This is a genomic window from Lactobacillus johnsonii (assembly GCF_014058685.1).
GTDB lineage: Bacteria > Bacillota > Bacilli > Lactobacillales > Lactobacillaceae > Lactobacillus.
The window spans coordinates 720,406-734,249 of record NZ_CP059055.1 but is presented as its reverse complement, the minus strand read 5'-3'; the positions used below and the strand labels follow the sequence as shown (position 1 = coordinate 734,249).

Annotated in this window: 17 protein-coding genes, 1 pseudogene and 1 other annotated feature; of the genes and pseudogenes, 2 read left to right on the top strand and 16 right to left on the bottom strand. The window is 32.3% G+C overall.

Annotation, left to right across the window (positions count from 1 at the left end; translation table 11 throughout):
- Positions 1-32 precede the first annotated feature (32 nt).
- Together rpmA and rplU are read right to left on the bottom strand one after the other, a co-directional pair.
- Positions 33-332 carry a 50S ribosomal protein L27 gene (gene rpmA / locus H0I41_RS03430; RefSeq protein ID WP_003647542.1) on the bottom strand — a complete coding sequence of 100 codons (300 nt, stop codon included), beginning with the start codon at positions 330-332 and terminating at the stop codon, positions 33-35.
- A 19-nt stretch (positions 333-351) separates the two neighbouring features.
- Positions 352-663, bottom strand: coding sequence for a 50S ribosomal protein L21 (rplU, locus tag H0I41_RS03425; RefSeq protein ID WP_003647543.1), 312 nt, complete (start codon positions 661-663; stop codon positions 352-354).
- Positions 664-677: 14 nt separating this feature from the next.
- Positions 678-758: a sequence feature (ribosomal protein L21 leader region), on the bottom strand.
- Positions 759-876: 118 nt separating this feature from the next.
- On the opposite strand from rplU, the gene H0I41_RS03420 reads away from it, so the two are divergent.
- On the top strand, positions 877-1,233 hold the full coding sequence (locus H0I41_RS03420) for an arsenate reductase family protein (RefSeq protein ID WP_135014135.1): 357 nt from the start codon (positions 877-879) through the stop codon (positions 1,231-1,233).
- Here the strand turns inward: H0I41_RS03420 and H0I41_RS03415 are convergent.
- The 14 genes and pseudogenes from H0I41_RS03415 to H0I41_RS03355 form a co-directional block, all read right to left on the bottom strand.
- Positions 1,228-2,067: a YitT family protein gene (locus H0I41_RS03415; protein WP_004897061.1), complete on the bottom strand. Its 840-nt coding sequence runs from the start codon at positions 2,065-2,067 to the stop codon at positions 1,228-1,230. The two genes, H0I41_RS03420 and H0I41_RS03415, sit on opposite strands and share 6 nt — an antisense overlap.
- A gap of 77 nt (positions 2,068-2,144) precedes the next feature.
- Positions 2,145-3,464 carry a DUF2325 domain-containing protein gene (locus tag H0I41_RS03410; RefSeq protein ID WP_004897060.1) on the bottom strand — a complete coding sequence of 440 codons (1,320 nt, stop codon included), beginning with the start codon at positions 3,462-3,464 and terminating at the stop codon, positions 2,145-2,147.
- A gap of 291 nt (positions 3,465-3,755) precedes the next feature.
- The gene (locus tag H0I41_RS03405; RefSeq protein WP_004897058.1) at positions 3,756-4,157 is read right to left on the bottom strand and encodes a hypothetical protein; all 402 of its coding nucleotides are present in this window, start codon (positions 4,155-4,157) and stop codon (positions 3,756-3,758) included.
- A 3-nt stretch (positions 4,158-4,160) separates the two neighbouring features.
- Positions 4,161-4,340, bottom strand: a complete 180-nt coding sequence (gene thmT, locus H0I41_RS03400) for a 2-hydroxymuconate tautomerase (protein ID WP_135014134.1) — start codon at positions 4,338-4,340, stop codon at positions 4,161-4,163.
- A 52-nt stretch (positions 4,341-4,392) separates the two neighbouring features.
- Positions 4,393-4,950, bottom strand: coding sequence for an ECF transporter S component (locus H0I41_RS03395; RefSeq protein WP_011162272.1), 558 nt, complete (start codon positions 4,948-4,950; stop codon positions 4,393-4,395).
- 3 nt (positions 4,951-4,953) lie between these two features.
- Positions 4,954-5,784: a PfkB family carbohydrate kinase gene (locus H0I41_RS03390; RefSeq protein WP_135014133.1), complete on the bottom strand. Its 831-nt coding sequence runs from the start codon at positions 5,782-5,784 to the stop codon at positions 4,954-4,956.
- Positions 5,781-6,242: a DUF7679 family protein gene (locus H0I41_RS03385; RefSeq protein WP_011162274.1), complete on the bottom strand. Its 462-nt coding sequence runs from the start codon at positions 6,240-6,242 to the stop codon at positions 5,781-5,783. The genes H0I41_RS03390 and H0I41_RS03385 overlap by 4 nt, the downstream gene beginning before the upstream one ends.
- Before the next feature lie 21 nt (positions 6,243-6,263).
- The gene (locus tag H0I41_RS03380) at positions 6,264-6,917 is read right to left on the bottom strand and encodes a glucose-6-phosphate 1-dehydrogenase family protein (protein WP_011162275.1); all 654 of its coding nucleotides are present in this window, start codon (positions 6,915-6,917) and stop codon (positions 6,264-6,266) included.
- A 22-nt stretch (positions 6,918-6,939) separates the two neighbouring features.
- On the bottom strand, positions 6,940-8,736 hold the full coding sequence (locus H0I41_RS03375) for a DUF2207 domain-containing protein (RefSeq protein ID WP_182094587.1): 1,797 nt from the start codon (positions 8,734-8,736) through the stop codon (positions 6,940-6,942).
- Between the two features lie 197 nt (positions 8,737-8,933).
- The gene (locus H0I41_RS03370; protein WP_011162277.1) at positions 8,934-9,833 is read right to left on the bottom strand and encodes an alpha/beta hydrolase; all 900 of its coding nucleotides are present in this window, start codon (positions 9,831-9,833) and stop codon (positions 8,934-8,936) included.
- 14 nt (positions 9,834-9,847) lie between these two features.
- A complete protein-coding gene (locus tag H0I41_RS09380) occupies positions 9,848-10,240 on the bottom strand; it encodes a helix-turn-helix transcriptional regulator (RefSeq protein WP_228099709.1) in 393 nt (130 codons plus the stop codon).
- 142 nt (positions 10,241-10,382) lie between these two features.
- Positions 10,383-10,724 (bottom strand): AraC family ligand binding domain-containing protein, encoded by a 342-nt coding sequence (locus H0I41_RS09375; protein ID WP_234694673.1) that lies wholly within the window; start codon positions 10,722-10,724, stop codon positions 10,383-10,385.
- A pseudogene (locus H0I41_RS03360) lies at positions 10,724-11,629 on the bottom strand (ROK family protein). Before H0I41_RS03360 ends, H0I41_RS09375 begins: the two are co-directional and overlap by 1 nt.
- Positions 11,630-11,816: 187 nt before the next feature.
- The gene (locus H0I41_RS03355; RefSeq protein ID WP_080502246.1) at positions 11,817-12,341 is read right to left on the bottom strand and encodes a sortase; all 525 of its coding nucleotides are present in this window, start codon (positions 12,339-12,341) and stop codon (positions 11,817-11,819) included.
- Positions 12,342-13,306: 965 nt separating this feature from the next.
- Between H0I41_RS03355 and H0I41_RS03345 the strand changes: the two genes are divergently transcribed.
- A complete protein-coding gene (locus H0I41_RS03345) occupies positions 13,307-13,696 on the top strand; it encodes a hypothetical protein (RefSeq protein ID WP_011162282.1) in 390 nt (129 codons plus the stop codon).
- Positions 13,697-13,844: the final 148 nt, after the last annotated feature.

Below are 13,844 nucleotides of genomic sequence, written 5' to 3'. Positions count from 1 at the left end.
TTCCTTAGGGACGTCCAGCCTGCAAAAGAAAATTATTTTGCTTCTTCAACTGGGTAAACAGAAACTTGTTTACGATCTCTGCCCAAACGTTCGAATTTAACAACGCCACTAGTTAAAGCAAACAAAGTGTCGTCACCACCAATACCAACGTTCTTACCTGGGTGGATCTTAGTACCGCGTTGACGGAAAATAATTGAACCTGCATTGATCTTTTGACCATCAGCACGCTTTGCGCCTAAACGACGACCAGCTGAGTTACGACCGTTAGCAGTTGAACCACCACCCTTGTGGTGGGCAAATAATTTAAGTGCTTCAAGATTATTAATCATCATAATTTGTTTCACCCCTTAATTAAGCTTCAATGCTTTCGATAGTTACCTTAGTGTAAGGTTGACGGTGACCATACTTAGTGTGTGAGTGCTTCTTAGGCTTGTACTTGAAAGTAACAACTTTCTTTTCTTTGCCTTGCTTTTCAACTTTAGCAACAACTTTAGCACCTTCAACTACTGGAGTACCAATCTTAGTTGATTTACCATCATTTACAAGAATAACTTCATCAAAAGTTACTTCGTCACCAGGCTTAACTTCAAGTTTTTCAACAAAAACGCTGTCGCCCTTAGCAACCTTGTATTGCTTACCACCGGTTTTAATAACTGCGTACATTTGTACACCTCCGAAAAAATACTTAGACTCGCCGCATGAGGTGGAATTAACGTTAATTCTCTTCTAACCTCATAAACGTGCGGTTGCAGATGTGAGGTTTCCACAAATACAACTCTTACAGTATACTCTCATCCCTCTTTTAAAGCAATTCAATATCAAAATTTCTAAAAAAATAATAGAATATTAGTAAAGATTTTTAAGAAGGAGTACAGTATGATCAAATTTTACGGATACAAACGTTGTTCCACCTCTAAAAAAGCGCAAAAATGGCTAGATCAACACCATATTGCATATGAGTATCACGATTTAGTAGAAAAGCCACCTAAACAAGAAGACTTGCTTAAGTGGCTAAATAAGTTTCAAGATAGAGGTTTAAGATATTTCTTTAATACATCGGGAAAAGTCTACCGTCAAATGCATTTAAAAGATCAAATCAATTCCATGTCAATTGAGGAAGCTGCCACATTACTTTCACAGAACGGCAAATTAATTAAGAGACCGTTAATAACTGACGGTGATAAACTAACTTGTGGCTTCAAAGAAAATATATACGAAAAAGTCTGGCTATAATCCCCATTGACCTCCATGAACCCGCGCTACTGTATCAGTAATAATAAAAGCGTCAGGGTCAATTTCATGAATTTTACTGATTAAAGGACCATATTCACGCGTGTCAACTACTAAAAGCAATTGTTTTTTGTCATCATCACTATAGCCACCAACAACATCATAAATTGTCAAACCATTATAATTATCTAGTAACATAGTTTTCAATTCATTGAAATGTTTATTACTCATAATACGAACTTGATATTTTCGATCAAAGCCTGCTTCTGCATAGTTCATCGTCATAGATGTAACTACCTGAGACAAAGCCGCTAGTAAAAAGGCATTCCATCCATCAACAAATATATTTAGGAAAATAATTATCATATCAATTCCAAGTAAGCCAACCGCTGGATTGATATAAAAATATTTTTTCAAAATCATTGGTGGAATTGTTGTCCCGCCACTTGAAGCATTTACACGATAGAGAAGAGAGACTCCTAGTCCCATTAATACTCCACCGTAAATTACAGCAAGTAATTGGTTATTAGTAATTTTAAAACTTGGGGTAATTTCCATCAGGATTGGCAATAATAAACTACCTAAGGCAACGTTCTTCGTTGTCTTTTTTCCTAAAAAAATGGCTGCTAAAACCAACATTAAAATATTAACAACTAAAACCGTTATTGAACGGTTAATTCCCCATACTGCGTCAACTAAAATCGAAATACCAGTTGATCCTCCCGCAGCAATATTAATTGGACCATAGAAGAAATTAATAGAAATGGCGATAATTTCTAGGCCGGCTAAAAATACTACCCAGCGCATCCAAGATTTCTTTTTAATGTTTTTTGTCATTTCATCATCCTTCCTAAAAATAAGTTATTAATATTTTATCTAATTTCTATACAGGTTGTCAGTTTCATCTCCCATTCCTAATTATTTTTTAACATTTTATATTCTAATTGCTGGTTTCCTTCATAAGCCGGCATGCCATTTTCTGCTCTATACAAAGCGCGTTCAAATGCTTGATATCCTTTGCTGGAACTAACAGCAAATTTTACATGATATTTGCTTGCAAACTCTCTAATATTCCAAGTACTGTCATGAGCTGCAAAAGCTGTTACCAAGATTACAATATCTAAATCTTTAATTTGATTTTCAATTACCTTTTTCTTTCCCTCAAAAGCATCAATTGGAATTGCAATACCATTGTAGCGATTAACAATACCTTCTAAAATTGCTTCGTTTTGATTGTCTCCAACTGCAATCCCAACTCTTTGATAATGCAAATTCATATCTAATTGTGTCAGTTTCTGCGTATTTTCTCGACTTGACTTTTCTTTTTTAGTTTTAGAAATCCGTTTTGGTTGCTCAGTTTCATAGATCCATCGAATTTGAACGGCACTAGCTGGATCTTTCTTAAGTCTTACATCACCGGTATACCAAGCCAAGTCAACAATCGAACCATCTTCTAAATGTACACTTCCATTTTGATAGTAACTAGAATCAAGGGCAACAATCACCGGCTTATGATTAATTGTTAACCTTTCTCCGTGAATATTACGCGAAACGCTTAGATTTCCCGGACTTCCTTGTACTACACCATACTTAAAATCTTCTATTTTGTCATAATCACGGCTGCGCAATTTTCTATAGCCGACAACTCGTAAAACTTCAGCTTCATTTAAACTATCTGATACCGGGATAGATTCAACAATATCACCACTCTTTAGGTTTAAATCGTGTATTTGACCTTCATTAACCTCAAAAACTACTTCTCCATTATCATTGATTAGATCTGCACCCTTCAATGCACGAATAACTGTATAACGTCTTCCCTTGCGATAGTCACGTACTTTTTCTTTTTTAGGCTTTAATGCTTCTTCAAAAATTTTTCTATTTACTACACTACTCGTTTCTTCGGATGATTGAATTGCTTGATCAAGCTGCCCTAGTTGTTTTCCAAAATTAGCAGTAATATTTTGATCAAAAGTTAATTTATGTAGTGCGCCTAAAGCTGTCTTTTTAGCATCTTTATTGCCAGGATGCTCAATTAATTTAGTTATTCCTTGCAAAAAAGTATTTATTTGGGCAATAATTTTTGGATCAAGTTCACCGCCAGTTACCCTTTCACTGCTTTCCCCTGTCATTCCCAGGACTAACTTAATTGCATTCAAGCTATTTTTAAGGCTCTTTTCGTCGCCTTCTGTACTATTTAATATTCTTTTTAAATTATTTCGATAGTCAAACATTTTAACCACTTTCTTACTTACTTTTTATCTATTATAGCGATTTAATAATATTCAATTCAAAATTTCTTTATCAATTCTATCAATAAAGTGATATATTAAAGGTAAAAAATAAAAAGTGAGGAAAAATCATGACTAAGTACACTGTTAAATTATCTGAAGAAGATTACCAAATGTTAAAAGATTGTCATTCAAAGAATCCTTCAATCATGAAGGCTTTAGAAGAAGCCAAAAAAGAAGATTAGACTAAACAAAAAAATCGTAATTAGTTAATTGCTAATCACGATTTTTTATTTATTTTTTGGACGCTCTTCGACTAAAAAGCAACATTCCAACTAAAGTACCTATAATTAAGTCAATAATTACTGGAATAATCATAAACTTTCCTGAATTAACCATAAACATATCAAGAGCTGCCCAAATTATTCCAACCAGGATTCCTTTATACAGATACTCCCACTTAAACTTAAATTTTGGTTGATCTACGCTCAGCCAAACACCAGCTAAAATAAAACCTAAAAATAAGCTTATAACGATAAGAATTACAAACAGACTAATTACTCTAGCAGTTGGTAAGGTGCGTAGGTTTGAAAAATCAGTTAGACTTTCAAACCTAAAAAATAAAAGATAAACAAACCAGACGGTACTAAAAATTAATCCCAGTTTTATTAAGCGATTAATAGAAAACTTTTTCAATTTTTAAGCCCTCCATTCGCCACCTTGACCATAAGTATGTTTATCAAGTTCATTAATAACTACATGAATATGTTCTTTTGGAGCACCAGTATTCTTATGAACAGCTTCGGTGATATCTTTCATCATTTGAGTAAGTTGTTCATCACTTCTACCCTTAATTAGCTCTACATGTACAAATGGCATTTAAAATTCCTCCTTTTTATCTTTAATCAAAATTATAACAAATCTATTTTAATTAAGCAGTCCTTCTTAAAATTCTCCTTGCACCATCACGGACTGCAAAGTATAAGATTGGAGTACAAATTGCTGTCGAAATCGAATTGATGATCGTTGCCGGCAAACTAACAAAAGAGCTAACTAAAGCCACATTTAAACTAGTTCCTACCATTAAAGCTTCTACAATTGAGACACAGTAAGTAGTAAAAATTTTCGTAAATCCAGCAATAATTCCTAAAATAATAATATTTTTCTTACTATCTTGATAGTGCATCCCCTTATATACTGCCGTTAAAACACTTGCAACTACTACGACTTCTAGCATTGTTAACCACGAAGTTGCAGCGTAACCATTAAGCAAGTCAAAGCCGCCCAATCCAATAATCCCAGCTAGCATTCCATTACGATAACCTAAATATAAAATTGCAACAGCCGTTAACGTATTACCAAAATGAATAAATGGACGCCCTACTAAAGCAGGAACTGGGATTCTTAAAACCCAAACACCCAAATAAATTATTGCCGCAAATAATCCAGTCATAATTATTGAAACTAATGAATTTTCTCTTGTGCGCATTTATTATTTCTTTCCTTCCACTTTGTTCATTAACCAAGATAGGGCACCTGCGTAGTTAGGTCCCAAGCGTTTATCTTGTCTTAGGTCAGTCTTTTCAATCGCCAATTTAACAAAATCACCTGCTATTTGTGCACTTTCTTTTAAGGAATATCTAGCTAAAAAAACTGCTAATAAGCTACTTGCAAACATATCTCCAGTGCCAAAAAATGAGCGAGTAATTTTTTCATTTTCTATTACGAAAATTTCACTATCGTTTGCTAATACCACCATCTTCACTTTATTTTCTAAGAAAATGCCAGTAATTACCAGACCATCTAACTCAAACTTTTCTTTTAACTCGACAGCAATTTCTTTAATTTCATTTATTGAAAAATTTCTATATTCCTTATTCAGTAACAGACATGCTTCAGTTAAATTGGGAGTTAAAATAGTTGCTTGCCTTGCAAGTTCGCGCATTTTTACTACATATTCTATATCTAAGCCGCTATATAACTTTCCTGAATCTGCCATTGCTGGATCAAGCAGTATTAAATCAGTATTTCTAAAATCAGAAATATGCTCAATCCAAAAATCAATGGCATTTCTTCCCAAATAGCCTAAGTATAAATTTTTAAAAGTAATTTTTTCATCTTGCCAGTGAGCAATAATTTTACTCATTTCATTATTTAGCGCCAAAAAGGTATTATTACCAAATCCACCAGTATGAGTAGATAAAATTGCTGTTGGTAAAACATCTGGCTGATATCCACATGCACCTAAAATTGGTAAGGCAACGCTTAGAGAGACCTGCCCAAGACAAGACAAATCTTGACTAATTAAAAGTTTTTCCTTCATTTTATTTTTCTTTCTAACTTAAGTCGTTTTTTCTTAATACCATATCGCTTCGAATTTAACTCAGCTTGTAATAACTTATTATGCCAATAAATTAAGGCTACTTTAATTGCTAAACGATTATACCAACAATAATCATGCTTTAAATAATTAAATGAATCTTTAAGATCCAGTAAGTGCTCTGCTGTAACAAATTGATTTCGACTCCAGTGCCAGTCCGCTGCACCATTTTTTCGAATTCTAATTTTTTCAATCCGGCCAACCGTTAATCTTGCTCGTCCCCTAATATACTTACTCCGAGCTACAGTAATATAATTACCAATCATCGTTTTTTTCCAGAATTGATTATGTTTCTTTTCAATAAAAAGAGCTCGTCTTAATACTTTACTTAGACAATACCATTCTTTATTACCATTTGAGAGTTCGATTAAACACCAAATATATTCATGTCTTTTTTGCAAATTTTTTCCAACTTTTTTTACTTAACTTAATTTTTCATATAAAGGAATTAAATCATTGATTCCTTCTATAATAAATTTCTCCATATTATCAACATTATCATGATCACGAAAGGCAAACTTTCCTAGTAAAAAGCTACTTTTGATAGCCTCCTGATCAAATTGAGTTTTCTTTTCATAATCGCTCAGATATTCTGCTAAAGCTAAATGATTGCTGAATTCCATTTCATTTTTATCCCACAAATACCAGTTTGAAATATCTAAACTAGAACCCCACTTTGAAATATCAGTTAAAAGCGTATTGTATTCACTCACAGTTCCCTGACGCTTATCACTCTTATAATATTGAAACATCAAATAAACTTGTAATTGCTTCTTATCAAGCATGACGCCAATACAAGGATTATAGTCTGCTAAGGAAGTTAAGCGATAACTGGCCCAAAAATGATCTCTTAAATTCCATCCATTAGTCCAGCTTTCAACATGAACTTTTGCAAATTTTCCTGTCGGTAGTTGTTCTGCCACATTTAATTGAACTGTTTTCCAAATTTGCCAGACGCCTTTAAATTCTTGTTTAATTGTATCTATTTCTTCTGGTGTTTTATTAACTTTTAATTTTTTAAAAGAAAATTCTTCTTGGTCAAATATCTCATACATTTTATTAGTTAAAACTGTCATTCTTTTCTCCTATAATCAATCTTTAAAAGGCACCTCCTCCGCTGCCACCACCAAAGCCACCTGATGAACCGCCTGAAAATACGCCAGATCCACCAGAAGCAGAAGAATTTAAGTTAGCACCTGAGTCAAAGCTAGAACTAAAGTTACTTGCAAAACCATCTTTCCCATCACTGTAAAAAGCACCCCAGAATAATAGACTTGTATCGTCAATTTCATCTGCAAATTCTAGTTTCAATTGTTTTAATACTTTTTTAGATACACCAAGAGCAACGGCATATGGCATTATTTCTTCCCACAAGATCAGTTCTCCAATATCACGCATCTTGAAATTACCAATTTCATCTAGCATTTTCTTAAATCCGCGAACTTGATTAGTTACCTCTGCTCCTCTTGCTGTATAAGCTGATAATTTTTTCTTATTATAAACAACTGCCAAAATTGCCAGTACTAATAAAATTGCAGCACATATAAACAAAGCAATATTTTCCTCATTCGAAAAGAAGGCGCTGAACATTGCAATACCACTCAAGATTAGTAAAGTCACCATCAAAATTGAATTAGCGTGCTGTTTATGTTCAAGCTTTTCATCAAAAAATTCTGCTCTAGTTGCTTTCTGCATTTCTTGTTCTTGCCACTTATTGAACTTCTTTCCCAACTTAGAGGAGTGGTGTTTTTTAAGTTCGTATGTTGTAAAACTCTTGCCATTGCCTACTTTATCAAATAAGTAATTTAACAAAGGTTTATTTTTTATTATATTTTTATCAATTAAAGAAATTTTGTAGTACGTTCTTTTTCTTATCTTGATAGGATCAATTTTAATCTTTTTTTGGACAGCTAATTCCATTAGAGATGCAGTTAAAGACCTAGAGCTTGGCTCATCTCCTGTATCTAAAATTTCAGCCATTACCGGTGAGACTGATGGAATCTCATAATTCCTAGCCAGTTGCTTTTCTTTTTCCGGTTTAACTCCGGACTTTTTTAAAGTAAAGCTTCTAATAATTGCTAGTAAAGAAAATAGCCCAGATATTACCAAAGCACCTAAGCCTAGGATTCTGTTTCTTTGACGCCGTTCATTAGCTTGTCGTGCAAATCTTGCTTCTTGATCTAAAACATATTCTTTATGATTTTGATCTTTAATATTCTTATTTTGATTAGTTACCTCAACAGGAAACAGACTATGGACCTCAATTCCTTCATTTCTACCTACATTAGAGGCTGTCATGATAATATTGCCTTTTTGCGGATTAACTGTAATTTGGCCAGACAAGTCTCCATGTGCCCAAGCTTTTAAGTCTTTAACTGGGCCCGGGAAGAAAATACCTACTCGTACATTATCTAGGTCTGTATCCCATCCATCTCCAATAATCTTAAAATTAAGTTCAGCTGTATCTTTCCAGTTCGTGATTGCATTTGTAATTTCATAAGTATAAATTACTGTAAATTTATCTCCATCCCTTACGCTATGCCAAACTTTAAAACGATAGCCATGATCACTATGACTTAATTCATAAGTATTATTTTCATAAGTCGCACTTGGTACTACCATTTGTGAATTTTTGTCAGCCAGAATTCTAACCTGCGGATTTTTTAACTCTTGATTATTGGCTAAATTTTGCTGATAGAAAATACCATGAGCGTCATCATCAAATTTATAGGTTATCCTTCTCTCCATAGATAATGAACCATTTGGATTAACTCGGGCTGTCACATCAACATTTGTAATATCATAATTCACATCGGCCAAGACTGGTTTGGTAAAGGCCATAACTGAAATTAAACAAAGAATCATTTCAGTCATTACATAAAAAAATTTTTTCATAGAATCCTCTAACAAAAAAAGTGAGTTTTTGCTTAATTATAACTTAATACACGAAAAAAGCACTAGATTTTATTCTAGCACTTTAATAGCAATTCAATTTAAGCGGTAACTTTTTGTTTTTTATGAATATATTAATAGGGCAACAACGATTCCAATATTTGAAATTATCGATAGCATTTTAACTATAGCCTTTTCTACTACTCTTTTACAATATGTCTTCTAAAAAATGCTGCTTCTTCGTCATTAGCTTCCTTCGCTAATTCATCTTTTTGATTAATTAGAAAAACATGCGGTTCGGGATGCTTTTCATCACCCCAAGATTTTTGAATAACTTCTATGCCTTTAGCCCTTAAAAATCCATCTAATCGTACTGCACAATCATGAATAAAGTCTTCATTAGCTGTTGAAATGAAGGTAGGCAAAAAGCCTCCAGTAATATATTTTTCAACATCAATTAAGTCCTGATTCTTAGCACTCTTCATTACTTCTGGATCAAAGTAAGCCAACGTAGCGTCCATCATCATCCCTGGATCCTTCATAAAAGTAGCTGGTGAGTTTAAAGCAACTGCTCTAAACTTCAAATCAGGGAGGGTATAGCCAAATTTTTCTCGATATACCGGATTAGTCAAAATCGCTGTGTATTGTTCAGCCATTTGACCACCGGCAGAATCCCCAACTAAGAAAACATTGTTTTTATCAAGATTATATTCATCTGCATGTTTTGCTACCCAGTGAATATATTCATTGACTTGATTTAATTCTTCTGGAAACTTTACTTCTGGTCCCAACTTATAGTTAGGATTTATAAAAGCAAAGCCTCGTTTAGCCATTCCTAGTCCATAAAATTGATAGGTTTCTTTAGTACCGTAAACCCAACCACCTCCATGAATATTAATGATAACGGGAATTTTTCCTTCAATATTTTTCGGTAAATATATATCTAATAAATTCCATTTAGAATCGTTACCATATTGAATATCATCTACACGCTTTATCTCCGGAAGATCATGGGGTAACCCACTATCTCTTTTATCATCGTTCTTCTTCCAGTCAATACGCATTTTTTCAACAGCTTCTAAAATATCTTGTTCTTTCATAATCGTTTCCTCTCTTAATGAATTTGCTTTTTTATTTTGGATGCACTTTCACCATACAATTTATTAAAGGCTCGATTCATCATTCTAATACTCGAAAATCCATTATTAATTGCAATTTGGGTCAGATTATTCTTTGAATGTTTTAACTCATAATAAGCATGCTCAGCCCTGACATTATTAATATAGGTTTCTACTGTTAGTTCCATTTCTTTCTTAAAAAAACGAGCTAAATATTCTTTAGAAATATTACATTGATTAGCAATCACCGTTAAATTTAATTCTTCTTGATAATGATTATTAACGTATTGAGTAATATATTGCAATCGATTAATGATATAAATCTTTCTTCCACTGATACGTTGCTGATCGCTTTTCTCTTCGGTAAAATCACTTAAAAGTAAACACAAAATTTCATCAATTAACCTTTGCTGTTCTAAATATTTAGTAGGAATATCGAGAAAATAAACTTTGATAAATTGACCAAGTAAACTTTGTAATCTAAGGTAAGAGATTTTCTGTTTACTATCAAATTTAGTTGGATCATTAATTTTAATAATTTGATGGGCAATCGAAGGATACAGAATTTATAACATAATCATAGGGAAAAATAATTGACAAAGCTAATGCATTATCGTTTTCACAATCATGAATACTATGTATTTCTTGAGTATTAACTATTAAAATTGTTCCGGACTCCGAGGAATAGTGTTCCTTATTAATTAAAAAATCAGCTATTCTCCCATGCTCAACATAACTTAATTCAATCCCGCGATGCCAATGCGGAGCAATATATTTTTCAGAGTTATGATCATGAAAAATAAAATACCAAACCGGTAAGGGATCTGTAGGAACAACTATTTCATGTTGCTTTATTTTTTTACCATATGTCATTATAGTTTTTCACCATTTACATGTATAAAAAGATTATACAAAGCACCATAGAGGTTAGCTCCATTCTTAAATTTAGCCTCTATGATTTTCGGCCGAGTAAAAGTTTCTCTAATTAATGTATTACCAGCTAAAACCTTATCATATGCTTGGTTAATTCCTTCTACAACAATAGGCTGTGCAGAAATACCGCCGCCAATGGCAATCGCATCTAAATCAACAACTGCTTGAATATCAATAATAATGGTAGCTATTCTCTTGCAATATTCAGCAAAAATTTTTCTAGCCTCTTCTTTCCCCCTATTAATAGCTTCAAAAGCTGCTAAACCATCCATTTCATCTTCATTATTAATTGCACGGTTTACCCTTTTTATCATTTGAACTGCAGAAACATAACCGCCGGCAAACCCATTAAAACCTGCTTCGTTCATATTAAGTTGCAAAAAGCTTAATTCTCCTGCCTGAAAGTGTGCTCCATTTAAAAGTTGTCCATTTACAATTATTCCTCCTTCAACTCCTGTTCCTAAGGTAATTGCGGCACAATTCTTCATGTCTTTTAAACTTCCAAGCCAATTTTCAGCCAATGCACTAGCCTTACCATCATTAATTACTGCAACTGGAATATTGTATTTTTGATACCTTTCGGCAAAATCAATTCCATCAAGGAAGGGTAAAGTCCCATCAAAATGAATTTTTGTATGGGCAATCTTTCCTGGGGCACAAAATGCCAATCCCTTTACTCCCTTTTTGATATATTTTTCTACAATCTGATCAATATTTTCCAGAAACTAATCCTTTTTTTGAGAAGTCTTTATTTTTCCTTCTTCAATAATATGTCCTCCATTGTCCAATTCTGCATATTTTACATTTGTTCCCCCAATATCAATACTTAGATAGTTCTTTTTCATTTTTATCCTCTCCCTAAATGTTTAGCGCTTACATTAAACATTTTATGGTGTATTTTCATCTAAAACAAGCCGATTATTGATATTTTTTATTCCAAAGATTGATACACGAGCAACTAATTCATTGCAAGACAAAAGGCTTACTTTTGAATAAAATCAAAAAATTGAATTTTTTCTTTTCTTATAAGAACTATGTTTTAGCTTGGATTATAAAATTCTTCCTCTTAAGGAAAGTTTTTACAGAAGAACCTACTTTTGAAAATTTATATGTCTTTCTTAACGTAGCTCTAACCAAAATTCGTTTTTTATTATCATTTGTACAAGTCAACATAGTTAAAAAATTACTCTTAGAATTAAGTGCTAGATTGACCTGAGTTGGAAAGATAATATGAACTGATTCTATTTTATATTCTTTTACTAACTTAAAATCAGTAATAAAAACCTCCCTATCAATCAGTTTATTATTTGCAAGTGGTGAAAATAACGCCTTACTAAACGATCCGAGGTTGTGTGCCCCAATAATAATATTTGAATTACTATCTATTTTTCTTTTGACTAACATCCCTGCACCAAATTGATAAACAGCATCATTTGTATTTTCTGCTACCGGAACCTCCATATTTAAACTAGGAACAATAAGAACTTCCTGATATTTAATATCATTTATCATAAGTAACATATGGTAATTTTTTAGTGGTATAAACCGATTTTTCATGCAATACTTTACGTTGAAGATCGTTACCAAAATTAATAGCGAAAGATATAAGAATAATTAGGATACTTCCTAAGTACCAAAGTTTTTTATGTTTCATAAAGTTTTCTCCCTATAACCTCTATTAGTTGATTTCCCAAGAATCATAGCAAGCTATTAGTAATAAATTATATTTTTTACTTAAATACATACACGAAGTAAACGTGGTAAACATCATATGCCAAACTTACATCTACAGACAATTTAATTTGACAATGTCTTTCTCCAAAATTAGCTTTATTGATGGAATTAAGAAACAGGAAGGCAAGTTAATATATAGATATAAGAATTAATAGTGCTTTAGAACAAATTCAATATTGGTCTATTTGAGACAATGAAAGCAATTCCTTTTAGAAAACTTACAAACCGTGATATAATAAAAAATCCTCATGTTAGCTCTCGAACATTCTATCGATATTTTAAGGATGAAAACGACTTGCTAGAGAAGGTTAAGGACAATCTTATTTATGAGCTTATGTTTTTTTAAAAAAGGGATCGTAAAATGCTAGAAAAAATAAGCTTCTGAACATAGACGCAAATAGTTATCATCATACTTTAACGTTTTGTGCAAAGAAGCGAAAAGAAATTCTCCTTCTTCTTTCCCAAAATGGAGATATTGGTTTTCTAATTAAAATAAAAAATTTGGGAAGAGAAGAACTTAAAAAAGATTTGAATTAACAAATCGAAAAATCGAAAATAATTTTTATCTAGACAACACCGTAGATAAGAATCTAAATGTAGTTATCAACTGGCTTATCTATTATGACAATCTTTCAAAAAACAATATTAGCAAATTATTAGCTCAATCCAGTCTGCAAAATCTTTAAACTTTACGTAAACAAAGTGTGTCGATTATAAACCGATAGATTGTTGAGTCGAAGATATATTTTCCACTAAGATAAAAAAGGTATTAGAGGTGTGTAAGAAAAATGAAAAATATAATTATACTCAACAATGAAAAAGAATTAATAAATCAAATTCAAGTTTTGCTTGAAGAAGATCGAAAAAGCCTAGAAACTATCAATGGTATAATAGCTGAAACAAAAAAGAAGACAGTTACCCTATCTTCTTACTCAAATACATTCAAATATTTCAAAAAAAATCGTAATTACATTTTATGGTTGTTCTACGAAAATAATCAATCCTGGCTACAAATAAGAGAAATTTTTGAAAAAGATCAGGAAAAAAGGATCAACCTTATTTTTCAAAAAATGTGTCTAGGTAAGACACCAATCTATTGTGTTCTCAGTCAAATTTGGGTAAAATACCAGACTGATAAAATTATAGACTATTTAATACAACAACTACGCTATAAATAGACGCCGGAAAATCAAATGTACTCTCTTAGGATGATCATTTAGATTTCTTACCCTACTTTTACCTAGTAAAAAGACTTTCTTTCTGTAATTCAATAAGCCAGAAAGAAAGTCTTTTTATAATTTAAACTTATTTATTTAACATATACTT

Excerpts from the sequence above, each read along its gene's own strand:
- H0I41_RS03415 (WP_004897061.1), bottom strand. The coding sequence starts at position 2,067 with ATGACAAAAAACATTAAAAAGAAATCTTGGATGCGCTGGGTAGTATTT.
- H0I41_RS03380 (WP_011162275.1), bottom strand. The coding sequence starts at position 6,917 with ATGACAGTTTTAACTAATAAAATGTATGAGATATTTGACCAAGAAGAA.
- H0I41_RS03395 (WP_011162272.1), bottom strand. The coding sequence starts at position 4,950 with ATGCGCACAAGAGAAAATTCATTAGTTTCAATAATTATGACTGGATTA.
- H0I41_RS03390 (WP_135014133.1), bottom strand. The coding sequence starts at position 5,784 with ATGAAGGAAAAACTTTTAATTAGTCAAGATTTGTCTTGTCTTGGGCAG.
- rpmA (WP_003647542.1), bottom strand. The coding sequence starts at position 332 with ATGATGATTAATAATCTTGAAGCACTTAAATTATTTGCCCACCACAAG.
- H0I41_RS03355 (WP_080502246.1), bottom strand. The coding sequence starts at position 12,341 with ATGAAAAATCGGTTTATACCACTAAAAAATTACCATATGTTACTTATG.
- H0I41_RS03410 (WP_004897060.1), bottom strand. The coding sequence starts at position 3,464 with ATGTTTGACTATCGAAATAATTTAAAAAGAATATTAAATAGTACAGAA.
- H0I41_RS03420 (WP_135014135.1), top strand. The coding sequence starts at position 877 with ATGATCAAATTTTACGGATACAAACGTTGTTCCACCTCTAAAAAAGCG.
- H0I41_RS03375 (WP_182094587.1), bottom strand. The coding sequence starts at position 8,736 with ATGAAAAAATTTTTTTATGTAATGACTGAAATGATTCTTTGTTTAATT.
- rplU (WP_003647543.1), bottom strand. The coding sequence starts at position 663 with ATGTACGCAGTTATTAAAACCGGTGGTAAGCAATACAAGGTTGCTAAG.
- H0I41_RS09375 (WP_234694673.1), bottom strand. The coding sequence starts at position 10,724 with ATGACATATGGTAAAAAAATAAAGCAACATGAAATAGTTGTTCCTACA.
- H0I41_RS03345 (WP_011162282.1), top strand. The coding sequence starts at position 13,307 with ATGAAAAATATAATTATACTCAACAATGAAAAAGAATTAATAAATCAA.
- H0I41_RS03370 (WP_011162277.1), bottom strand. The coding sequence starts at position 9,833 with ATGAAAGAACAAGATATTTTAGAAGCTGTTGAAAAAATGCGTATTGAC.
- thmT (WP_135014134.1), bottom strand. The coding sequence starts at position 4,340 with ATGCCATTTGTACATGTAGAGCTAATTAAGGGTAGAAGTGATGAACAA.